This is a genomic window from Enterococcus sp. AMC1623, from assembly GCF_058216495.1.
Window position 1 is genome coordinate 1,423,406 of sequence record NZ_CM177096.1, and the last position, 24,380, is coordinate 1,447,785.

Below are 24,380 nucleotides of genomic sequence, written 5' to 3' on the forward strand. Positions count from 1 at the left end.
CTCTCGCTTCGTTCGACTAGTACTGCTCATCAGCTATTCTCGCTCTCCTTTCAGTCGGCGAATCATAGTGATTCGCAGTAAAAAACCTGAGATGTGTCATACATCTCAGGTTCTCTTTCTTACATGTGTGGTGCAATCATTGCTTCGATTTGTTCTTTTGTTTGGACACCGATTGCTTTATCAACGACTTGGCCGTCTTTTTTCAAGATTAACGTTGGAATGCTCATTACACCAAATGATGCAGGTGTTTCTGGGTTTTCATCAACATCCATTTTTACGATTTTGAATTCATCTTCATCATAATTTTCAGCTAATTGTTCTAAAATTGGTGCTTGCATACGGCAAGGTCCACACCAAGTTGCCCAAAAGTCAATTAATACTAAACCTTTATCTGTTTCTTCAGCGAATGTTGCATCTGTAATATTTTTTGCCATTTTTGTAACCTCCAATATTCAATATCAAAAGTATAGCATCTTCATTTACACTTGAAAACTATCTTGCTTACTCTTGATAAGTTATTTAAATTTCACGATTGTTGCTCCATTACCACCTTGGTTTGCTGGAGCAAATTCATAACTTTTTACACTGCGATGATTTTTTAGATACTCAATGATTCCTTGGCGTAAAGCACCGGTTCCCTTTCCATGAACGACTGTTACTTGGGGATAACCAGCTAAAATTGCGGCATCTAAATATTGGTCGACTTCATTTAATGCTTCTTCGTAACGTTTGCCACGTAAATCTAATTGATTGGAGACATGAGAACTATCTGCTGAACGAACAGTATTCACAATTCGTTGAACCGGTTCTTTTACAGGGGCAACAGGTTGAATATCTGCTTCATCAACTTTCATTTTTAGAATGCCTAGTTGAACTTCCCATTGTCCATTTGAGGTTTGCTTAATCAATTCACCACGTTGTCCATAAGAAGTTACTAGAACTTCATCGCCTGCTTTTAACTTTTTCGCTTGTTTGGCTTTTTTCAAGACTTTGTTTTTCTTCAAATGGTTTTCTTCTTGATGTAAATCGGAAAGACGTGTTTTAGCATCAATTAACTCATGTTCTTTTACGCGAGCTTGTCCACCTGTTAATTGCATCTTACGAATATCTGAGATAATTTTCTCGGATTCTTCTTTCGCTTCTTCTACAATTTGATTGGCTTTTTGACGCGCTTTCGCTAGTTCTTTTTCACGTTCTTCAAAGAAATAACCATACGCATCCTGTAATTCTTTATGCAAGCGTTGGGCTTCATCAACATATTGACGAACTTCCAAATATTCTGTTTCGGCCATTTTACGACGATTTTCTAAGTCGGCAATCATGTCGTTCAAATCTTGACTTTCGCCGTCCATAATTTGTTTGGCCGCATCAATAATGTGACCTGTCAAGCCAAGTCGTTTTGAAATCTCAAAGGCATTACTACGGCCTGGAACACCGATTAGTAAACGATAAGTTGGACTTAACGTATCCACATCAAATTCCATTGAAGCGTTCACTGTTTTAGGTCGGTTATAACCATAGACTTTTAATTCAGGATAATGCGTTGTTGCCATGACATAAGCAGACTTTGCTCCAATTTCATCTAAAATTGCAATGGCTAAAGCTGCCCCTTCTTGAGGGTCAGTCCCCGCACCTAATTCATCAAACAAAACTAAGCTGTCACTATCTACCTTATCTAAAATCGCAACGATATTGGTCATATGTGAAGAGAATGTAGACAAACTCTGCTCAATTGATTGTTCATCGCCAATATCGGCAAAAATTTCTTTAAAAATTCCCATTTGACTTTCTTCATCAACAGGAATAGGCAAACCAGATTGCCCCATTAATTGTAGTAAACCTAGTGTTTTTAAAGTAATTGTTTTACCACCTGTATTCGGACCGGTGATTACAACTGCTTGATACTCGTCTCCAATCAAAATATCATTTGCTACGACTTTTTCTTGATCGATTAATGGATGACGCGCTTGTTTAAATAAGACATGATTTTCTTCACTAATCGCTGGAACAACAGCTTTTAGTTCTTTTGCAAAGCGTGCTTTTCCGTTCATAAAATCAAATTTTCCAATAACATACGCATTATGAAGAATATCTTTACGATACGGAACTAATTCCGCAGACAATTCAGATAAAATACGAGAAATTTCATTACGCTCTGCAATTTGGTGCTGACGCAATCGATTATTTAATTCGACGATTTGACGAGGTTCAATAAATAAGGTTTGTCCTGAAGCACTTTGATCATGAACAACACCTCCAAAAATCCCACGATATTCTTGTTTTACAGGAATTACATAACGTTCATTACGCATAGTAACAATCGCGTCACTTAAATAACGAGCATTACTTCCACGGACAATATTATCAAGACTCTCTCGAATCGTTTGTTCACTACGACGAATATTGCCACGAATGATTCGTAATTCGGATGAAGCATCGTCAGTCACACGTCCATCTTCATCAATTGCGGTTTTTAATCGACGACTTAATTCAGGTAACGTCGTCAGCTGTTCTTCCCAATCGTACAAACGTTGAAATTCAATTTCGCTATCACGTAAATCTTCTAAAAAACGTTTGACTTCATTCGTTGTTGATAAAACTCGTGAGACTTGTGCTAATTCGATACCATTCAAATCCGCCCCAATCTCAATTCGTTTCATATGGGGACGAATATTTTCAATTTTAGGTACAGGGATTCCGCCACGCAGACGTTGCGCTTTAATCCCATCTTCTGTTTCTTCTAACCAAGCAGTAATGACTTGTATATCTGTTACGGGCAATAAATCACGCAATTCTTCTTGTCCTTGGGCAGTCACTAAATATTGCGAAATCTGTTGTTTTACTTGATTGAACTCTAGTGTTTCTAAAATCCGTTTATTCATTCATTATTCACCTACATTTCTTCATTCATTTTGTTGCCAATAAAAGAGAGCAGGGTTGATTAACAACACAGCTGCTCTACTTTTTTAGCGAATAATATCTGTGATCCATAGTTGATAGAATGGTTTTGATAGGAATGGAGATTTTTCAATGATAAACCTCATTGATCCACTCTTTTCAAATAACTGTTGGATAGCATCGAATGGAATAGTTGTTAACAGGAATAAAACTAAGAAAATAAATGTGTAGACAATCATCACATTCAAAACACCTGCAACCACCCAATCATATTCAAATAAACTATTTCTAAAACGTAAATCTCTTAAGATTACGCCAATTAGTTTTGTAACTAACCAACCGAGAACCATTAAAGTAATAAACGCCACTCCTGCATAATAGGCTTGATCTAAATCAAACGACAGTTCTTGGCTATAAAAAACCATTTTAGTGTCTGGCGAAACAGATAAATATGGAACGTACAATTCCAATTTCTCCCCCAGTGGTTGGTAAAAATGTTTTGCAACCCAATAAGAGAGAACAAAACCTCCAAAATAAACCAATTGTAAAGTAGTTCTTCTTCTAGCACCTTCATAAAAAGCGAAAAGTAGAATTAAAAAGAGTAAAAATCCAATCATTCAAGTATCCTTTCTGCTACCCCTGTGAGGCTTTTTGCTGTATCGTTCGTTTGCGTTCTTCATTCAAAATTTGTTGAGCTTCAACGTGATTCCGAATTTTTTTATCTGACTGTCCTGTTCGTTCAAGAACTTCTTTGGCTTCGACTTCGATTGCTTCAATTCGTTGAATCCGATTTTCCAATTCGACAACGCGGATTGCCTTTTGTTGGAGTTCTTCATTTTTCTTTTTAAGCAAAAGAAGTTGTTCTTGTTTTTTCAATTGATCAGAAATTGCATTGATTGCCAACAATATTGCTGCTTGCTCTGTATCGATATGTGTTGAAATAGCTTTTATTTCATTCAGTTGCGCATTGACAAGTTGTGTGACTCGATCCATATGCTGTGAACTTTCTGGACCGATAATTGTGTAGCTTTGATTATCGATAATAGCTTTATAACGTTTCTTTTGCGTCGCCACATGTTTCAGCTCCCTCATTCTTGCAAGTCTTTTCTATTATAGCACTTTATATTATTTTTTTCTTTACACACTTCTTAAAATTATAAAAGAAACAAGAATTTTTTTCCATGTTCAAAATAATTTTTTTGTGTGTTAAAATCAAAAAATAGGAAGGACTGAACTTATGAGTACAAGTGTCATCAAATTAGCCAAAAATGAATTATCCAATGTCCGTGAGTATTATCAAGCGTATCTCTTAAATAAGCAAGTGCCACATACCCATTTCGTTGCCAAAAAAGACGGCACAACTATTACTGCCTATATCTCAGGAAAAGTGATGTTTCAAGGAAATAATGCCGAAGCAGAAGCAAATCGTTGGCAAACAACTACTATTCCAAGTAGCAATGAATTACCAAAAAATTTCTCACAAAAAAGTATTATTGGTAGTGACGAGGTGGGCAATGGTAGTTACTTTGGTCCATTAATTGTTTGTGCTGTGTATGCAGAAACAGCAATCTTGCCAACCTTAAAAAAATTAGGTGTCAAAGATTCCAAAATGTTAACTGACCCCCAAATTCGACAATTAGCTCCGCAAATTAAAGAAGCTGTCCCTTTTCAATTATTGACTGTTACGCCTGAAAAATATAATCAAATCCAGCCACAATACAATGCTGTACGAATGAAAGTTGCTTTGCATAATCAAGCGATTCAATTATTGCTTCAAAAAATTGCACCCACGAAACCTGAGGGAATTTTAATTGATCAGTTTACAAGCGAAAAAAACTATCGTAAGTATCTACAAATGGAAAAAACACAAGTAACAGAAAATTTATACTTCATTACTAAAGGAGAACAGTACCACTTAGCAGTTGCTGCTGCCTCTATTTTGTGTCGCGCACATTTCCTAGAAGAATTAGAGCGTGCATCAAAAGAAGTGGGTTACACGCTTCCATCCGGTGCTGGTAATAAATCCGATCAAGTAGCTGCAAAACTTTTAAAAAAAGGTGGCTTATCACTTTTATCAGACTATGCAAAATTACATTTTGCGAACACACAAAAAGCACAGAAAATTGCAGAAAAATAAGGCACCGCATGGATGCCTTATTTTTTTATGGTTTGGCTTGTAAGTCTTCGATTGAGTCAATCTCCATGTAGCTTGGCACAACAAAACCGTTTTGTGCACCCACTAAGTTTGCACCTAAATCATCAATGTCATCACTGTATTTTTCATAAAATGACTGGTGCGTTAATGGCAACCATGGTGCCACACTAAAATCGGCTTGTCCAGACGCAACTGCTTGGAACATAATAGCTGGTTCTACATCAGTCATTTTTACAGTATAGCCTTGACCTTCTAATACTTGTTTGATTAATTCAGAAGACGCACGCTCGGTATCCCAAGGTGTTGACACCAACTCAAGTGTTTCACCCTCTACTTTTTTTGTACCCTTTGTCCATTCAGAAACCTTATCAGTATTGGCTGTAATCCACTCTTCTACTACTTCTGGAAATGGTCGATCTACCCCATTATTTACAACTTCTTGCATATCTTCTAGTGTCCAATTAAAATTATCAATAATTTGATAGGCTTCGGGTTGTTCTTCTTTTAATCCTTTGCGAGCAATGGTTCGGATTTCCTCCGCGCCACCCATCGTCTCTTGTGGATCCTCTAACATTTTTAAATCATATTCTTCAAAAATCCAATGTGGCGTCCAACCAGTAATAATAATTGGCTCTTCATTCCGAATGGCTTGTTGTAGTGAAGCTAACATCCCAGCTGTTGAACTTTCTTGTAAGGTCCAACCTTGTAAATTTTCATAAGCATCTAGCGTATTATGCGCAGCTTCAGTTATTCCTGCGCCAGGTTCCACACCAGTAATTGTATAATCAACAAACTCTTCGATATTTTCTGTATTCGTTGCTTGTTCTGCCCCGCAACCAGCTAATAATACTGTTCCGGCTAAAACCAACATACTTCCTATTTTCATTTTCATAAACGTGTAACAATCCTTTCTTTTATAAATAAAAAGCTTGTAGGAAAACATTACGTTATCTTACAAGCTTTTTAATTGTTATTGTTTCCAGCTATTTACGATTTCTTCATGTGCATCCATCCAGTCTCTTGCTGCTTGAACTGGATCAGTACCATTTTCGATTTCTAGCATCATACCTTCAATATCTTCTAATTCCCAAGAGAAATTATCCAAAACATTATAAACTTCTGGCATATCATCTTTCAGACCTTGACGAACCATTGTATGAATACTTTCTTCGCCACCCATCGTCCCTTTTGGATCTTCCAGATACTTCAAGTCATAACGAGAAAACATCCAATGTGGAGACCAACCAGTAATGACGATTTCTTTTTCATTCTTCACTGCATTAGCTAGTTCTGTCGTCATCGCACCACCAGAAGAAGTCATTAGATTCCAATCAGATAAATTTGGATATTCTTCCACTGTTTTTTCAGCAGCAGAAACAACTCCTGCACCAGGTTCAATTCCTACAATGGTTTTGTTGGCTTGATCAGATAAATCTTCAATCGAATCAACATCCATATATGAAGGAACGACGATACCTAAACGTGCGCCACCTTCTAAATTTGGCCCTAAGTTTTCAACTTTATCTTTAAACTTTTCATATTGCGTACCATGTGTACCTGGCAACCAAGCAGCTACCATACCGTCTGCTTCACCATTTGCTACAGCTTCCCACATAATTGCATTGTCTAAAGGTGTCATGTTCACTTCATAACCCATGTCTCTCAATACTTCGGAAACGACCGTCGTTGAAGCAACTTCTGTGTCCCATTCAACATAAGCTAGATTTACTGTTTCTTTTTTATCACCTAGCATTGAACTAATGACTGTTCCGCCAACTAAAACGACGATTGCCGCAATAATTGCGCCTGTAATGACTTTCTTTTGTTTAGCAGTTTTTGGTTCTTTATTGCTTTTTGGACGATTCATATTTTGTGTAAATCGATCCATAATAATCGCTAAAACAACTAATGCCAAACCGTTAACAAAACCGCTACCTACTTGTGAACGTTGAACAGCCGATAAGACCCCTTGACCTAAACCAGGTGCACCAATCATTGATGCAATAACAACCATTGATAAAGCTAGCATGATTGTTTGGTTAATACCGGCAAAAATTGTGCTTTTAGCTAATGGTAATTCTAATTTAAATAATTTTTGTTTTCCTGTTCCACCAAATGAATCAGAAGCTTCAACTAATTCAGTTGGTACTTGACGAATCCCTAAGTTAGTCATACGAACAGTTGGTGGTAATGCGAAAATAACAGAAGCAAATACTCCTGGCACCATCCCAATTCCGAAGAAAGCAACCGCTGGAATTAAATAAACAAATCCCGGCATTGTTTGCATAAAGTCAAGAACTGGTGTAATAATACTTTGAGCTTTTTCACTTTTCGCCATTAAAATACCTAATGGAACACCTATGATAATTGATACTAAACTTGAAATAATAACCAATGTGACAGTATTCATTAAGGCTGTCCATAAACCTTGGTTATAAATAAATAATAAACCAATAAAGGTAAATGCAGTTAATCCCCATTTTTTTCCTGAGATAAAATAAGCGACTGCAGTAACAATTAATAACATTAGTAGCGGTGGTACTAATAATAAACCATTCGTCATGCCTTCCATGACAAATTGTCCAATCGTTTGTAAAACTGAGAATAATCCTGCGAATGTATTGGTTAGCCAATCAGTTGCATTGGTTACCCAATCTGATACAGGAATCGGTTGTTGTAAAAAATTAAGCATTCGTAGTTACTCCTTCGTGTGTGGTTTCATCTTTTGATTCAATGTCAGTTAATGCGCCAATGACAGTTCCTCGAATCACAACGCCCATCAAACGATCATTATCATCCACTACTGCTAGTGGTGTTGGTGAATCATAAATTAAATTAAAGATTTCTGATACCAAAGTATCTTTGTGTACTTTTTGCACATTTTTATCAATGACTTCTTTTAGTGATAATTCATTTTTACGTGCTTCACGTGCAGATTCTGCTGTCAAGCTACCTTTCAATTGACGTTTACGGTCAACTGCTAACAACATACTTACTTCTTCTTTACGCATACGTTGTAGTGCAACATTTGGTCCGTCAATTTCAATATTCGTTGTTAAAGCTGGTACCATGATGTTTTCTGCAGTTAATACTTTCGAACGATCTACATCCTCAACGAATTCACGAACAAAGTCATTTGCAGGATTTGTTAAAATTTCTTCTCCTGTACCAATTTGCATAATTTGACCGTCTTTCATCAAAGCAATACGGTCACCAATACGCAACGCTTCATTCAAGTCATGTGTAATAAAGATAATCGTTTTTTGTACTCTTTGTTGTAACTCTAATAATTCATCTTGCATTTCACGACGAATTAATGGATCAAGTGCAGAAAAAGCCTCATCCATCAATAAAATTTCCGGATCGTTAGCTAATGCGCGAGCTAAACCTACACGCTGTTGCATCCCACCAGATAATTGGTTTGGATATTGATCTTTAAATGATAGCAAGCCAGAATTATCTAGAGCTTGCTCGGCACGTTGGCGACGTTCTTCTTTTGCCACGCCACGTACTTCTAATCCATATTCAGTATTTTCTAGAATCGTTCGTTGCGGAAATAGTCCGAAGTTTTGGAATACCATGTTAATTTTATGACGACGTACTTCACGCAATTGTTCTTTGGTCATTTTTGAAACATCTTCTCCATCAATGTAGATATTTCCAGACGAAGGTTCAATTAAGCGATTCAATAAACGGATTAATGTAGATTTACCACTACCAGATAATCCCATGATAACGAAAATTTCTCCTTCGTTCACTTCAAAACTTGCGTCATAAACCCCGACTGTTGCCCCCGTTTTTTCGACGATTTCATTTTTACTTTTATTTTCTTTAACCATAGCTAATGCTTGTTGGCTCTTTTTCCCAAAGACTTTTGTTAGATGTTCAACACGAACTTTACTCAAACAAAAACACTCCTTTTCATTTATTTCATGATTTTTTCTGAAAACCTCACCTAAGTGACCATACTATCGTAACATCGTGTGGTCACTTTGTCAAAAAAAACACACAACTCTTTTTAGAATTGTGTGTTTTCGTTATTCATTTGGATAAAAAAAGTTCTGCATTCGTTGAAAACTCAACTCATTTCCAACAAAATAAACAATGTTCCCAATACTCAATTTTGCATAAGGTCCAGGCGACAATAACAATTCTGTTTCTGTTTGAATGGCGACAACCGTTGCGCCTGTTACCTGCCAAATATTTAATTCCACAATGCTTTTTTCCAAATGTAAGGCTTTTTCTGTTATTTTTAATTCGTATGGAATAAAAGGTGAGATGTCATGAACTTGTTTCGTTTGATTCACCAATACGTCTATTAATTCAGAAAAATTAGCGATTTCTTGTCGTTGTCGATCCACACTATCTGCAATTTCTTGCTGAATTTCTTTGACCGATTGAACATTGCGGTATTTTTCCACAAATTTTTGAGCATTTTCTTTTGACGAAACATATGCACCACTGCCATGACGAACTTCCATAATTTCTAAATCTACTAAAACATTAATCGCCTTACGTGCAGTCTCTGGGGAAACATTGAAATTACTGGCTAAAGTTGACCGTGCATGAATTTTCTCTCCGACTTGATAACGCCCTTCCACTACCCGTTCGGCAATTTCAACGGCAATCTGCTGGTAGCGTGGAAGTGACACTCTGTTTTTAGGTTTCATACTTTTTTCCATTTTTCTACCTTCTTGTTCTCATATTTTAACTGCATAGTATCATATCTCTAATTCTGAAAACAAGTTTCCTCTAGAAAAAATCTTTCAGTCGCTTCTGCAATCGTGGGTCAATCAACGCAAATGCTTCAGTGAATGATGTGCCTAAAAAATGCTGCTGTGCACCATCTAATAACTGTTCACCCGTTACGTAGGCTGGATTTTCACCTAAAATACTATGAATATAACTAGTTACTATTTCCGATTGTTTATGAACTTCAGGACTTTTTAACAACATTGTTAACGTCTCAAAAAAAACATCGGGAAGCTCTGTCATTTTTTCGGTAAAAAACTGTTCATATTCCTCTTTTTCTAAACGAATCGCTCGCAATAACCCATTGCGCAGCATTCTAGGAATTCCTAAAAAGAATGATTGTTCGAAGCCATATTTTAAATATACACTGACCACTACTCGCATGATTTCTTCTATTAATAAGTTGGTTCGTTCATTAAACTGTTGCAAAATTAAAAAAGAAGTTTCAGGATCGTCTCTGTTTATTTGCTGTAATTGATGCAACAGTTCTGAGTAATACTCACGTGGTAGTTTAGATTGAGTGGTATCGTTTGGTAACAACAACTGACTTTTCTTTGTTAAAAATAATTTGTCCAAATAGATATTCGTCGTTTGCAAATCAACTAAAAAATCCTGATAGAAGTTTTCAAACAGCTCTTTTTTTGCTAAAAACTGGGCGGAATCACCTTTGGCTTGCTGATTCACACGACGTATTTCTGCTTCTAAGGCTTCGTAGTCAGCAATGTAAATGGGCATCTTGGCTTTTCTGAAATCTAAGACACGTTGCGGTAGTTTTTGATTCATTTGAATCGGTTTTGCCAGTTGATTATTACGAAAAACTGCATAACAATAACGTTGCCAAACTTGTTCGGGAAATTGAACTTGATGCTTTTTTAGCCATAATAGTTCGTCTAAGGCAATATCAATCTCATTGACGCCTTTTTGAATTTCTCGGGCAACTTCAATCGGAATATGCAAATGATCGGCAAAATGATTGATTCCTAACGCCATTGTTTGGGCTTTTTTTGTAGAATGCAAAATAAATTGAAATTTTAAAGGTCTTCCACATTTACAAGTTAGTTTTGTTCCATCAGGAAACGTATCTGGATAAAAAGGATTAATTTTTAATTCCGAAAAACGCCATTGTGTTGATTGCATATAACTATTTTTTAAAAACAACGAGCGAATACGGTATTTTCGATGATGTTCTAATAAATGTCTCTGCTCTTTAGTTAGCGTGTGTAGCAATGCTTCACGCTCTTTCATGGTAAATGTTTTAGCAGCTCGAACTGGATAAAATTGATTTCCCAAAAATTCAGGATACCAATCTGCAAAAAAATCTAAATAATCGGTCATTTTCATTACTCCTTTCCGATTTCTTCTAATTGACAAAGCACTTTATATTATACCGCTTTTGTGTTAAAACTAGTGAAGAAAGGAGCCACTCATGAAAAAAATTGCAATTATTGGCGGAGGAATTATTGGATTAACTCTAGCTAATTACTTAGATTCAACCAAATTTGATGTCACTTTATTTGATGAAGGCATCGGTCAAGCAACCGGTGCTAGTGCGGGCATTATTTCTCCTTGGTTATCCAAAAGACGAAATAAAAAATGGTACCAGCTTGCCAAAGATGGTGCAGCATTTTTCCCAAAATTAATTCAAGATTTAACTTTAGATGAAACAATCTATTCCACTTGTGGCACGTTATTATTACGTGAACAACATAGTTTACTCTCTCTAGCTGAACTAGCCGAAGAAAGAAAACAGGAAGCACCAGAAATTGGTGAGATTCAACTGCTAACAGCTGAACAAACACAGCAACAACTGCCTTTATTAACACCCGCTCCTGCACTTTACGTTTCAGGTGGTGGACGTTTAGACGGTCGTGCCTATCTTAGTCACGCAACCAAACAAGCCGAAGCAAACGGGGTGACAATTATTCGGGAGAAAGCAACCATTCACCCACTAAATGAGTCATGGAAAATTACTAGCCTTACTCATAATCTTGAAGTTGATGCCGTTGCGCTCACGGCGGGACCATTTGTCCAACCACTCTTAAAAAATCTGGATTATGACGTGGATATTCGTCCTCAAAAAGGACAACTCTTAGCATTTGATACCCCTTATAAAGAAAGTCACCATTGGCCTGTTGCGATGTTAGATGGCGAGGCTGACTTAATTCCTTTTATGAACGGGAAAATTTTATTAGGCGCGACTCATGAAAATGAGGGTGGTTGGGATTTGACCCCAACCCAAGCAGCTTTTGAACAATTAGTTTCAGGCACCCAAAAATTTTTAACAGACCCTACTTTATTCTTGAACCAAACACCACACTATTTGGTGGGAACTCGTGCCTATACGTCAGATTTCGCTCCGTTTTTTGGACCATTAGAAAATAATCTAGTAGTAGCGAGTGGTTTAGGTTCTTCGGGACTAACTACAGGACCTTATATCGGCTATCTACTGGCGAATTATTTCAATACAACCACTTGGCAAACAGAACAGTATCAAAAACCATTAACCACCTACATCAAAAAACCATGCTAAATCCTCTTCAGCATGGTTTTTTACTAATAAATTTAAAATTATGATTGGCTGTCGCTTCAATAATTGGATGTTTACGCAGATATTCCCCAATCAGTTCAGCCATATCTATTTTAATTTCACGAACAATTTTTTCAGCCCCATACATTGCATAATTTCCGCCACCCACAGCCCGGTATTGATTCAATACAATTTCCAATCGATCCGTCGCATGGATTGGTTTTTCGTGATAGTTAAGCGTTACAATTCGTTGACCAACAGGTTGTTGCAAATCAATGGCATAGTCGATTCCTTCGTACATATCATAATTGTAATATTGCGGTTTAGGAACAATATATTTAGGATTAAAGATAATGTTCTCATGGTTAAAAATAAAATGGTCTGCACTTTGTTCTAAGGCTGCTTTTAACTCTGCGCCTGTTACGTCTAAGACAGCAAGTGTATTAGGGTAAACATAATTCGTAATAATATCACGCATCGTAATTACTTCATTAAAGCCCCGTCCTTCATTATTAAATAATGCTGTACCAGAAATATCTACTCCGCTGGCATCCATCTGTACTTTATTGATAAATTCAATATAAGGATGCTCCACAATTCGTGCTTGATTGGCATCGCAAATCCGCATATCACCTTTGACATGTCCCATTGGCTGATCCAACCAAGTTTCGACTTCTTCGTTTAATTCCGCCAATTCATCGGCAATCACTTCATCTATTTTTTCATTTGCCATTGCATAGAGTTTTGCTTTACTGTCCACAATAGTCTTTGTTTCATCTAATTTTAACGTAATTTCTCCTAAAAAAGCGCCTTGAAAACCTGGCTGAATAACGGGAATACCGTTGATTTTTGTGGCTATTTTTCGATGCTGATGGCCGGTCACTAATGCATCAATTCCCGCAACTTCCTGCAACAAATCGTAGCCTTCATTTTCTCCTGTCAACTGTTCTGTTGGTTCACCGGTTTCCAGATTTTTTTCAAAACCGCCATGATACGCAACAATCACAACATCTGCTTCTTTGCGTAATTGTGGAATATATTTTTTGGCTGTATCGATCACGCTTGCAAAGGTTAAATTCTCAACAATTTGTGGTTGTTCCCAATGAGGAATGTATTGTGTTACCATTCCTAAGATAGCAATTTTGATTGATGCTTTTTCTAGGATTACATAAGGCTGACCAAATGCTGGTTCACCCGCTTCATTTAATATATTAGCGGCTAAGACTGGATGGTGATAGCTTGCAATTACCTCTTGTAAATAATCAATTCCATAATTAAATTCATGATTTCCTAATACACTGACATCGTAGTTTAAATGATTAATAATTTTTGTAATGGCTTGTGCACCTTGATGTCGATGTTTACGAACATAATAACTTAAAGGCGATCCTTGTATAAAATCACCGTTCTCAATTAAAACAACCGGTCCAACTGCATTTTGTCGTATTTCATTTAATTTTGTGGCAACTTTTGCTGTCCCAAATGGCAAATCCAACCCTCGTTCTGTATAGTTGGTTGGCATGAGATAGCCGTGCATATCACTTGTTGCTAAAATTGTTAATTCCATGTTACTTCCCCTTTAATCCATCTTCTTGTTCATAGTAAATCAAAAAAGTTGCGATAGCAATTTAGAGTGTCGGGAGTTTCTACATTTTCTTACGAATGTTTGTGTTTTACTAAACAAAAAAAGACTACCTTATAAATCTACTCACTAATAAAGTATCCAAACTGTCAAAATGTGAAGCTATCTAGATAGACAGCTACTTCATTATAGTTTGGATACTTTATCTTGCGTTAATCTATAGTATAGTCTTTTTAGGAATAATTTTGCGATCTGCTATAATTTTCCCTTGGTCCATTTCCAACATTCGCTGACAAGTCATCTGTAGAAATTCTTTGTCGTGTGTGATAATTACAATTAACACTTCTTTTTGCTGAAGCCATTGAATTAACTGACTAACTTCTTTCATTCGTTCTAAATCTAAACCACTAGTTGGTTCATCAAAAATTAGAATTTTTTTTCCTGACAAAATGGCCGCAGCTAGCGCCACCCGTTGCTTTTCGCCACCTGATAGGGTTTGCGGGTGTCTTTGTAATAAAGATTCTAATGACAAACAGCTTACCACTTCATCATATGCTTCTAAATTTTGGGCTTTAGCTGTAATTTCTTTTTCGACAGTTTCAAAGAAAAGCTGTAAATTCACATCTTGCATGACAATATAACTTTCTTTAATTAACTGTCTCATCGATACTTTTTGGCCACGATAGCTAATTTTCCCTTGTTTAGGTTTTAATAATCCTGTTAGCAATTGAGAAAGTGTTGATTTGCCTGAACCATTTTTACCTACTAAACCAATAATTTCATCATTTGCTAAGGTTAAGTGAGGAATTGTCAGTTCATTTTGTTGCTTTGGATAGCGATACCTTAGATTTTCTACGCTAAGAATCGACGTTGTTGCTAAGTTATGTTCTGTGGATTGAATCGTAATAGGTTGCAAACTACGTAATCCTAATTGCTCCACTTCTGCAGATTCCTTAGCTAATAATTTGGCCTTAGTCCAATGAATCCCTTCTGGTAAAAACAAAAAATGGTCTGCGCTATCCATTAAATAAGAAAGCCGATGTTCTGCAATCACAATCGTAAAACCTTCATTTTTTAACCAAGCTAAATAATTTCGCAAATTATCAATAATTGCTTCATCCAAGTTACTCGACGGTTCATCTAACAAAAAAAGTTTTGGTACTAAGGTACACGCAGAACCAAATGCAACGAGCTGTTTTTCTCCACCAGAAAGTTGAAACATACTTTTGTCTAATAAATGGGCCAAATTAAATTCTTTTGCCACCGACTTTACACGTTCCACCATTTCTGGTTGTGCCATCCCTGCATTTTCCATGGGAAATGCCAACTCTGAATACACGTCTTGGGTGAAAAACTGAGTCTTAGGATTTTGAAAAACCATCCCAATCGTTTCTACATGATTGGTGAATTCTCGCGTTTCTAACGATTGCTGAAAAACAGTTCCTACACCATGCATCTTTGCTTCATATAACTCTGGAATTAATCCACTAAATACTTTAATGAGTGAGGACTTACCACTTCCGCTTTTTCCACAAAGCACAAGCATTTCTCCTACTTGAACTTTCAAATTAATCTTTTTCAAGAGTTCCTGTTCCTGATATTGTAAGGAAAAATCAGTTAACTCAATGATGGCCATAACAATCTTCCTCCTATACATAAAACCAGTACGACGATTAAAACATAATCCTGACATTTAAAGCGCAGAGGATAAATACTTGTATGTTTTTTAGCATTGCCTAACCCGCGAACCATAGCCGTTGCAGATAAATCAATTGCTGTATTATCAGCTGACATTAAAATCGGAATGATGATATATTCCATCGTTGTAAGTGGATGTAACAGCATTTCCCAATAACTCATCGCAATTCCTCGAAAACGTAAGGCTTTGCGAATATTTTTAAAGTCTTGAAATAACGTTGGAAAAAAACGAAACAACACGGTTAAAGGAACAATCAAAGCAAAAGGAATACGCAATTTTTGCAAAGCTGCAATCCACTCACTAATTTTTGTCCCACTCATCGCAAAACTGGCAGACATCAATGTTGGCAACAACCGTCGACTACCAATCAAAACAAAAGATAATAGCCCAAAAATCACTTGATTCCCTTGCGGATACATCCAATAGTCCAACCCTGCCAATAACCAAAACACGGAATAATATCCGATACCTTTTTTCCATTCTCCAATTACTAAAAATAAAATGAACAAAATCGTCATAAATAAACACTCATAAATGAACGAGAGCGGAACCATCAAGCTAAAACTCGCAAATAAAATGACACATAATTTTGTTCGAGGATCGAATGTTAGTCCTGTACGCATAGTTTACCTCTTTGTTTGGAAATGTTTCGTTAATAGCTTACGACCAATATATATTCCTGCAATCGAACAAATAATTACTGATACGACACAGACAATGAAACCAGTTGTTGTAATCGGTGTAAATACATAATTAATATAGTCAGCATCTTTTCCTCGGCGAATTAATGAATCCACATACGCATTTTTCATAAACCACATCGGCAATAATGGTCCTGTCAATCCAAAACTAAATACTGTATAGCTAACCAATGTACGTAATTTTTCATCCGCATTCCAACGATATTGAATAAAATCAGCCAAAATCGCACAAACAAAACTAGGAATAAATGACAAAGCAAAATGACCAGTAATTAAAAAGAGTAGACCAAATACCCCTCCCATAACAGATATGCCACCAAAACGGGGTACTTTTTGTAAAAGTAACAAATAAATAATTCCTGAAAAAAGTGCTGACGCAGCCGGTAATAATAAGGAATCAAAGACTGGTACAGCTAATTTTAAAACAACCATCACAATCGCAACCACAAAAAAATAGATGGCTGTGTATACACCTGTAAAAATAAGTTCTTGCATCTTTAGTTTCTTCATAGAAAGCTCCTTTAGATAAAATTTTTAAATAACTTCCACGATTGAAAATTATATCACATTTTAGAAAGGTGCTTATGGTTACTGCTTGTGAAAATGAAAAAAACTATGCCTGTAGTGCATAGGCATAGTTTTTACTTATTTAGAAATCTTACTACTCTTAAACTTTTGAATTACTAAAGGACCTTCACTAGTTTGCAAATGCATATGGTTTCCTTTTTCTTTCTCATAAAATGTGAATGTCATTGTTTCACCCGTTGCAGTAAAGATTTCCACTGAAGAAGTGTCTCTGAAAATTTCTAATTTTAGCTGATTATCCATTAACGGAATGCGTACTTCTCTTTTGGTTAATTGTTTTTTTTCAATCCCTTTAATATCATAACCCATATTTTCTCGTGAAAAACTTAATAACGAGGTTGACGTATCATATTCAAGTCGTAAAGACTCTTTATCTTGAGCATATAAGAACGTAATTTTTTGTCCTTCAACAATATCCACAATTAATTGTATATATTGTTGATTAAAGACACTACCTGCAAAACTAATTTGACCACTGGCAATCATTTGGTCTTCTATACTAATTATTTCTTCAAATTCATCGTAGATTGCTTTAGGTGGTGTCTGTATCAAACAATTATCTTTGACATGCAATTCTCTTGGTAACGTCATTGAACCTGACCATAAATGTTTTAAGTCATGTGTCGGAATCGTTCGGTGCCACATTTGCATCCAGGCAACCATGATACGTTCCCCATTTGGACCTTCACATGTTTGTGGTGCATAAAAGTCTAATCCATAATCAATCTCATGATAATTCTCAACAGCCAATTTTCCTGTTTCCCAATCCATTTCGCCAATAAACACTACTGTTGAACTAGTATTCAAATATGAATAATCTACTGGCTCCATTTCGATTGGAGAAAAAATCAACACATCTTTTCCATCTAGATGAAATAAATCGGGACATTCCCACATAACTCCCTGGTCTGCTTCTCCTTCTGCCACAACAGATTTAAAACGCCATTCAAATAAATCAATTGATTCAAATAACAACATTTGACCACGTTTATCTTCTGTTTGTGACGCGACAATTGTATAGTAAATATCTTCATGTTGAAAAACTTTTGGATCTCGAAACTCGGCAATATTACCAATACCATCGATATGCTCTTCTGCAATAATCGGATTATTCACATATTTTTCAAAATGAATACCGTCTTCAGAAACAGCTAAACATTGAACTTCCCTGCGATATTCTCCTTCTTCCACATGACCCGTATATATTAGATACAGCTTACCATCTTTTTCGATTGCACTACCAGAAAAGCAACCATTAATATCGTATTCTTCACTGGGTGCCAAAGCAACAGGTAAACTTTCCCAATGAACTAAATCTTTAGATTTCGCATGTCCCCAATGCATGGGTCCCCAAACGCTATCGTAAGGATAATATTGGAAGAATAAATGATATTCCCCTTTAAAATAAACAAAACCATTAGGGTCATTAATCCATCCAATGGGTGCCATTAAATGGTAGTGATTACGATAAGTTGGAATTACTTCGTGAATCTTCTTTCTGATAAATTCATTTGCCTTTTCAACTTCAATTTTATGCAATAATTTCACGTCCTTTTATTTTATACCAGTACCTGAACCACCTAAACCTTGTAAAATATACTTTTGTGCCACGATATAAATAATAATCAGTGGAATCGTGGAGATGGTCAATACAGCCATTACTTGATTAATATAAACTGGTTGAGTGGTGTTAATAGTTGTTATAGCTACTTGCATCGAAAATTTGCTGCTATCGGTTAGTACCATTAATGGCCAAATATAATCATTCCAACTACCAATAAAGGATAATACTCCCACTGTTGCAATCGCAGGCTTCGACATAGGTAGCATAATACTAAAGAAAATACGTACAATACTGGCACCATCTAAGCGTGCCGATTCAATAATTTCTTCAGGAATTGCGATGAAAAAGTTTCTAAATAAATAAATATTGAATACACTTGCCATCGCTGGAAGAATAACTGCCATTCGTGTATTTACTAATCCTAAAGTATTCACAATCGTAAATTGTGGAATCAAAACTGTTTCCATTGGGATAATTAATAATGCCAGAAGTATCCCAAAAATGATTTTCTTTCCTGAAAAATTAATTTTAGCAAAAGCAAAACCTGCTAATGAATTGACAATAATTGAACCAAAAGCAAACGTTAAGCCATAAAACACACTGTTTGCTAAATAAGTAGTAATGCTAAAACGTTCCAGTACTTCTTGATATGTTTTAAACCAATTCGCTGGATTCAAACTCGGTAAAAAAGCTTTTAAAGAAGTAAGATTTGTATATACTTCTGCTTCTGGTTTCATTGAAGAAACTAACATCCATAACATCGGAAAGATAAAAAGTGCGGCTAACAAAAATAATAAAATATATTCAAGTATCATTAATGGTCCTATTTTTCTTGTCATTTTTAATTATCCTCCTTAATCAATTTACGTTGAGCGAGAGTAATTAAGCCAATCATAGTTGTAAAGATTAACGCAATTGAACTAGAATACCCTACCATGCGATCGGTAAAACCAGTTTGATAAATATAATACACCATCGTCATTGTAGAATTCATTGGTCCACCTTGTGCCATAACCATTGGCTGAATGATTAGTTTAAAAGCTGAAATTAATGTAGTTAATACGACAAAAATGGTTGTTGGTTTTAATAAAGGCATTGTTATATAACGAAATTGTTGGAATTTGGAAAAGCCATCAATTTCGGCTGCTTCATACACATCATTGGGTATATTCTGCATACCGCCTAAAAAGAGAAGCATTTGGTAACCTGCTCCTTGCCACGCTGATACAAAAACAATTGTATACATCGCTTGTTTTGGACTAGTCAAGAATGGTTGTGAAGGAAGACCAATTTTTGTGAGTAACGTATTAATTAATCCTTCGTTAGGATTTAATAAATACAACCATAAAATCGAAATAACAACTAAAGACATAACTACTGGTGCAAAAAAAGCAACTTTAAAGAAAATATTTCCTTTACGTTGTTTGTTGATAATTAATGCCATTCCTAAAGCTGCTCCTAGTTGAACGGGAATAATCCAAACTACAAACTTTGCTGTATTCCAGATACTTTTAATAAAAATTGGATCTTTAATCAATCGTTGAAAATTTTCTAAGCCAATAAATTGTCGAGCATCGGGTGTTAATAAGTAATAATCTGTAAAAGCGTAATAAAAAACCATCCCTACTGGAATAACTAAAAAAATTGCTAGTAAAATCAATGCCGGGCTTAAAAAACCATAGCCGATTATATTATCTTTCAATGTTGGTTTCTTGAACATATTGCTCCCCCTTTGTTAAAAGAGTACTCCGACAAAATAATTGTCAGAGTACAATTTGTTTTATTTTAGTGAATTATCAATCGCTTGTTGCATTTCTTCAGCACGTGTATCCGCAACTTTTTGAACATCTTTATTTTCTTCGAAGTAACTTATATCTTGAATGGCTTGTTGGAAAGCACGTGAAACTTGCGGATATGCTACAACTACTGGACGTGCATGACCTGAACGTTGGTTTTGTTCCATTAACGTTCTCATTCCTTCAGAAACTTCATCTTTAATTAATTCAATGGTTGAGTTACGAATTGGTAAAACACTATTACCCAGACTCATAATACGACTTGATTCTGTGCTTGTTGCATATTTAATAAATGCAGCTGAAGCATCTTTTTTCTCTGTCTTAGTTGTCATTGCTAATTGCCAACTACCTGTTGGTGAGACTAATTCTTTTGTTGTATCTGAAACTGGATAAGGTAAAATACCATAATCAATATCCTTGTAATTTTCTTCTAAATCAAAAATTGTCCATGAACCACTTAAAAGCATTGGATATTTACCTGTTTCAAAACCTTTTTCAATTGGACTAATTGTAGTGTACCCATTTTTAACCAAGCTTTGAACAAATTCTAAAGCTTCAACAGTTTTGCTATCATTGAAATAATCAGTTGCTTTTGTTCCCTCTTCATTCACCACATCGCCACCATTTGACCAAATAAATGGCGTATAAGCATACGTTAACATTTCATCGTTTGATGCAATTTGCATATCAATTGCTGGACCCTCAAAATGCTTAGTCAAAGTTTCACTAATTTTGCTAAAATCACTCCATGTCCAAGGGTTATCAAGTGTTGGAAGTTGTTCTTCTGTAATACCTGCTTCTTTAAACATTTCTTTATTATAGTAAACGCCTACATTGGATTCCGAAAAACCAAAAGCATACATTTTTCCATCATACGTCCCCTGTTGAATAATACTATCTAACACATCATCCATATCAGCATCTTTTAAGTAATCGTCTAATGGAGCAATAACACCTGAGTGAGCATAAGCAGCTGTATTAGGACCATCTAAAGTAATGACATCTGGCAGTCCATTCGTAGTAATTGCAGCATTTACTTTATCTTCATAACCACCGCCACTACCACTGCGAGGGATATATTCTGTTACTGCTTTATACTTGCCTTCATTTTCTTTGTTAAAGCCATCTACAATTTCTTGCCATGCAACGCCTTCTGGTGTTTCATCAGAAAATTGAACCCAAATTTTAATATCACCTGGATCACTACTTTCCTTCTTACTATTTCCTCCACCACAACCTGCCAATAATCCTACTGATAATATCGATAGCGCTGCAAAACCTAACAATTTTCGTTTCATGTGTGTTGCTCCTTTCGATTTTTGAAACGTTTCCGTTTTATTTTAAAATTGGAAACGTTTCAGTTTGTAAAATGAGAATATCATTGGAAACGTTTCCTGTCAATTGTTTTTTGATTTTTTTTTTAAATAATAAAAAAGAAACAAAAATCATATGACTTTCGCTCCTTTCTTCTCAATCATTCATTACTTTAGTTGTATTACCTTCTTTAAACATAACTGGCAATAAAATTCTTTTACGAAATTCTTCATTTGAAATCATAGATAATATTGTTTGAACGGAATGGTACGCCATTTCCTGAATAGGTTGTACAATTGTAGAAATAACAAATGATTGATCTGCAGCCATTTTAACTCCATCAAAACCAATAATTTGATAGTCGCTAATGGGCTCTTTCCCGAATTTTTTTAAGACATCTACTACTTTTAAGCCCATAAAATCATTTACTGCAAAAATACCATCTATCTCTTGATGGGACTTAAAAAATTGTGTAAGTTGTTCTTCCAAATTAGTAATGGGTTCAAACATATCCAATGTACTAGGAATAATTTCTTTTTGTAAACAAAATTCATAGAATCCTTGTTTTCGATTATTTGTTTCATTTGGATATGGCGACGTTCCCCCAATATAAGCTAATTTTTTACAGCCGCGTTTGATTAATTCAATTGCAGCAATTTTACCACCGCTAAAATTATCTGCCGTGACATAAGCAACCTCTTCAGAAAAATGACGGTCAATACTTACAAAAGGCAAATTAGCCGAGACATATTTGTCGATATCAGAATAGGTAATTCCAATAATTCCATCTACTTTACTTTGTTTCACCATTTGAATATATTCTTTTTCTTTATCAGCATTTCCATCAGAATTACACAGTAATAATTTATAATTTCGCTTACTTAACTCAACTTCTACAAAATAGGCAAATTCAGAAAAGAATGGGTGCCAAATTGTTGGAAGAATCAGAGCAATCGTATTACTTTTATTCGTTTTTAAACCACGTGCATATTCATCAGGTTCATAATTTAATTCTTTAATTGCAGCAGTAACTTTTTCTCTTGTGGTATCTTTCACACGTACACCATTAATAACTCGTGAAACTGTTCCTACACCAACTCCTGCAAGAGCAGCTACATCTTTCATTGTTGCTTTCATATCATCCGCTCCTCTCTGCTACTATAATAGCAGAAAATTGAAAACGGTTCTATTTTTTAAGAAAAAAGCTTGCGAAACATCGCAAGCCCTCACTTCTGATACACCCATTCTCCATCCATCATAGTCGCAAGTATTTCCGTTTCTAAAATTTCTTCTTCTGAACAAGTAAGTAAATTTTGAGACAAAATACAAATATCTGCATGGTTTCCGATTGCTAACGTACCAATATCCGTGCGGCTCAAAGCTTTAGCAGCTCCTTGGGTATGCGCATATAGAGCATCTGCTACTGAGATGACTTCTGTTGGCATCAAACGTTCAGTCGGAACTCCTGATTTTTCCCGACGAGCTACTGCATAATAGATTGACTCTAACGGTGTAACATCTACTACAACTGGAGTATCTGTGCCAAATGCTAGCGTTGCTCCTTGGGTTAAGAAGGATTGAAAAGGAAACATTTCGCCCGCCCGTTTTGTACCGACCTCTTCTTCTAATGTCTCGTATCCGACCAATAAATGACTGGGTTGTACTGAGATGACCAATTGTTCTTGATTGACTAAAGCTAAATCAGTAGGATCCATCACTTCTAAATGTTCTAACGTATTGTATTTGCCTTGTGCCAATGGAAATTTTGCTAAGCTTTCTTGATAATACGTTAATGCTTGATGAATCGCTTCATCACCAATCGTATGAATTCGCATAGGCCATCCTTGTTGATTGGCTAATAAAATCAATTGACGCATCCGTTCTGTCGCAATTAACGGACTGCCTACATCGCCTTCAAAATAAGGTGTTTCATATTCTTCTTTTAAAAAAGCAGTGTGCGTACTTGTGACACCGTCAAAAAATTGCTTCACACCACCCATTTGCACTTTAGGTGAGCAATATTTCGCTGCAATTTCAGTCAATTCCGTAATTTCAGAGCGCATGGCTGGATACAAAATGGCACGTGTTGTGGCTGCTTCTTCAATTTGTTGAAATAATTCTGGATACACCAAATCATCCCAGCTTTCACCAGTTAATGCGACATCTCCAATAGTCGTTATTCCCATTTGATTTAAGTGATCCATATAAGCTAAATAGGTATCGGCTATTTTTTCTTTAAATATTTCTAATACTTCAGCAAGATAATTAATCGCTACTGCTTCCAAAAAGCAACCTGTTAATTCATTTTCTTCAAAAATCGCTTCCCCACTAATCCCTTGAGGAATTTTTTCTTTGGTAATTTGTAAAACTTCCATTGCTTTCGTATTCAACCAAATACTATGGGCATCGCCAGAAATAAGCATAACAGGAACATCAGAACAAACTGTATCAATTGAATTTTTGGTTGGATAGACGTTTTGCCCAAAATCACTACTAAACCAACCAATACCCAGTTTCCAGCCATGAGTTGTTGGGAGCGCCGGTACTTGTTGCGCAAATTCTTGTTCGGATATTCCTGATAATTGAATTAAATGCCCCGCATGAATTAACGCGGACAAATAAAAATGAACATGACAATCAATAAAACTTGGAATAATCATTTGTTCAGAATAATCAATAACCTCACCTTGAGGAATGTCTGCTAATGGCCCTATTTTTTTAATTAAGCCTTTTTCTATTTGAATAAAACCTGCAAAAGTCGTTTTAGTAATCGTATCAAAAATGTAATTTGAACGTAGAATTGTCAT

The 24,380-nt window shown here is 35.8% G+C and carries 21 protein-coding genes; 2 read left to right on the top strand and 19 right to left on the bottom strand.

All coding sequences use genetic code 11. From position 1 onward, the window contains the following. Positions 1 to 119: 119 nt before the first annotated feature. From trxA to zapA, 4 genes are all read right to left on the bottom strand, one after another. Positions 120 to 434, bottom strand: coding sequence for a thioredoxin (gene trxA / locus AC4BC7_RS07045; protein ID WP_207941181.1), 315 nt, complete (start codon positions 432 to 434; stop codon positions 120 to 122). Between the two features lie 81 nt (positions 435 to 515). Then, positions 516 to 2,882 (bottom strand): endonuclease MutS2, encoded by a 2,367-nt coding sequence (locus AC4BC7_RS07050; protein ID WP_490504232.1) that lies wholly within the window; start codon positions 2,880 to 2,882, stop codon positions 516 to 518. 84 nt (positions 2,883 to 2,966) lie between these two features. Further along, positions 2,967 to 3,515 (bottom strand): CvpA family protein, encoded by a 549-nt coding sequence (locus tag AC4BC7_RS07055; protein WP_207941183.1) that lies wholly within the window; start codon positions 3,513 to 3,515, stop codon positions 2,967 to 2,969. Positions 3,516 to 3,531: 16 nt separating this feature from the next. Further along, positions 3,532 to 3,972 carry a cell division protein ZapA gene (gene zapA / locus AC4BC7_RS07060; RefSeq protein ID WP_490504233.1) on the bottom strand — a complete coding sequence of 147 codons (441 nt, stop codon included), beginning with the start codon at positions 3,970 to 3,972 and terminating at the stop codon, positions 3,532 to 3,534. Between the two features lie 163 nt (positions 3,973 to 4,135). On the opposite strand from zapA, the gene rnhC reads away from it, so the two are divergent. After that, the gene (gene rnhC, locus AC4BC7_RS07065) at positions 4,136 to 5,035 is read left to right on the top strand and encodes a ribonuclease HIII (RefSeq protein ID WP_490504234.1); all 900 of its coding nucleotides are present in this window, start codon (positions 4,136 to 4,138) and stop codon (positions 5,033 to 5,035) included. Positions 5,036 to 5,060: 25 nt separating this feature from the next. Here rnhC and AC4BC7_RS07070 read toward each other — a convergent pair whose 3' ends face one another. The 5 genes from AC4BC7_RS07070 to AC4BC7_RS07090 all read right to left on the bottom strand — a co-directional run bounded on the left by AC4BC7_RS07070 (position 5,061) and on the right by AC4BC7_RS07090 (position 11,140). Beyond that, positions 5,061 to 5,945, bottom strand: coding sequence for a glycine betaine ABC transporter substrate-binding protein (locus AC4BC7_RS07070; protein WP_490504235.1), 885 nt, complete (start codon positions 5,943 to 5,945; stop codon positions 5,061 to 5,063). Between the two features lie 78 nt (positions 5,946 to 6,023). Next, positions 6,024 to 7,745 (bottom strand): ABC transporter permease/substrate binding protein, encoded by a 1,722-nt coding sequence (locus AC4BC7_RS07075; RefSeq protein ID WP_207941188.1) that lies wholly within the window; start codon positions 7,743 to 7,745, stop codon positions 6,024 to 6,026. Beyond that, on the bottom strand, positions 7,738 to 8,958 hold the full coding sequence (locus AC4BC7_RS07080) for a quaternary amine ABC transporter ATP-binding protein (protein WP_207941189.1): 1,221 nt from the start codon (positions 8,956 to 8,958) through the stop codon (positions 7,738 to 7,740). Before AC4BC7_RS07080 ends, AC4BC7_RS07075 begins: the two co-directional genes overlap by 8 nt. A 132-nt stretch (positions 8,959 to 9,090) precedes the next feature. Next, a complete protein-coding gene (locus tag AC4BC7_RS07085) occupies positions 9,091 to 9,735 on the bottom strand; it encodes a GntR family transcriptional regulator (protein WP_207941190.1) in 645 nt (214 codons plus the stop codon). Between the two features lie 70 nt (positions 9,736 to 9,805). Further along, on the bottom strand, positions 9,806 to 11,140 hold the full coding sequence (locus AC4BC7_RS07090; protein ID WP_490504236.1) for a hypothetical protein: 1,335 nt from the start codon (positions 11,138 to 11,140) through the stop codon (positions 9,806 to 9,808). Positions 11,141 to 11,231: 91 nt separating this feature from the next. Here AC4BC7_RS07090 and AC4BC7_RS07095 point away from each other — a divergent pair, with 91 nt between their 5' ends. Continuing rightward, a complete protein-coding gene (locus AC4BC7_RS07095) occupies positions 11,232 to 12,335 on the top strand; it encodes an NAD(P)/FAD-dependent oxidoreductase (protein WP_490504237.1) in 1,104 nt (367 codons plus the stop codon). Between the two features lie 7 nt (positions 12,336 to 12,342). Here the strand turns inward: AC4BC7_RS07095 and AC4BC7_RS07100 are convergent, their stop codons facing one another. From AC4BC7_RS07100 to AC4BC7_RS07145, 10 genes are all read right to left on the bottom strand, one after another. Further along, the gene (locus tag AC4BC7_RS07100; protein ID WP_490504238.1) at positions 12,343 to 13,899 is read right to left on the bottom strand and encodes a bifunctional metallophosphatase/5'-nucleotidase; all 1,557 of its coding nucleotides are present in this window, start codon (positions 13,897 to 13,899) and stop codon (positions 12,343 to 12,345) included. Between the two features lie 232 nt (positions 13,900 to 14,131). Continuing rightward, complete coding sequence (locus AC4BC7_RS07105) at positions 14,132 to 15,550, bottom strand: ABC transporter ATP-binding protein (protein WP_490504240.1); 1,419 nt, start codon at positions 15,548 to 15,550, stop codon at positions 14,132 to 14,134. Continuing rightward, on the bottom strand, positions 15,532 to 16,236 hold the full coding sequence (locus tag AC4BC7_RS07110; RefSeq protein WP_207941197.1) for an energy-coupling factor transporter transmembrane component T: 705 nt from the start codon (positions 16,234 to 16,236) through the stop codon (positions 15,532 to 15,534). The genes AC4BC7_RS07105 and AC4BC7_RS07110 overlap by 19 nt, the downstream gene beginning before the upstream one ends. A 3-nt stretch (positions 16,237 to 16,239) precedes the next feature. Further along, positions 16,240 to 16,824 carry an MptD family putative ECF transporter S component gene (locus AC4BC7_RS07115; RefSeq protein WP_490504241.1) on the bottom strand — a complete coding sequence of 195 codons (585 nt, stop codon included), beginning with the start codon at positions 16,822 to 16,824 and terminating at the stop codon, positions 16,240 to 16,242. Between the two features lie 135 nt (positions 16,825 to 16,959). Next, the gene (locus tag AC4BC7_RS07120) at positions 16,960 to 18,438 is read right to left on the bottom strand and encodes a glycoside hydrolase family 32 protein (protein WP_490504242.1); all 1,479 of its coding nucleotides are present in this window, start codon (positions 18,436 to 18,438) and stop codon (positions 16,960 to 16,962) included. A gap of 15 nt (positions 18,439 to 18,453) precedes the next feature. After that, the gene (locus AC4BC7_RS07125) at positions 18,454 to 19,302 is read right to left on the bottom strand and encodes a carbohydrate ABC transporter permease (protein WP_490504243.1); all 849 of its coding nucleotides are present in this window, start codon (positions 19,300 to 19,302) and stop codon (positions 18,454 to 18,456) included. Between the two features lie 2 nt (positions 19,303 to 19,304). Next, positions 19,305 to 20,183, bottom strand: a complete 879-nt coding sequence (locus AC4BC7_RS07130; protein WP_207941204.1) for a carbohydrate ABC transporter permease — start codon at positions 20,181 to 20,183, stop codon at positions 19,305 to 19,307. Positions 20,184 to 20,243: 60 nt separating this feature from the next. Then, the gene (locus AC4BC7_RS07135) at positions 20,244 to 21,557 is read right to left on the bottom strand and encodes an ABC transporter substrate-binding protein (protein ID WP_490504244.1); all 1,314 of its coding nucleotides are present in this window, start codon (positions 21,555 to 21,557) and stop codon (positions 20,244 to 20,246) included. 172 nt (positions 21,558 to 21,729) lie between these two features. Further along, on the bottom strand, positions 21,730 to 22,710 hold the full coding sequence (locus AC4BC7_RS07140) for a LacI family DNA-binding transcriptional regulator (RefSeq protein WP_207941206.1): 981 nt from the start codon (positions 22,708 to 22,710) through the stop codon (positions 21,730 to 21,732). Between the two features lie 89 nt (positions 22,711 to 22,799). After that, complete coding sequence (locus AC4BC7_RS07145) at positions 22,800 to 24,380, bottom strand: amidohydrolase (RefSeq protein ID WP_490504245.1); 1,581 nt, start codon at positions 24,378 to 24,380, stop codon at positions 22,800 to 22,802.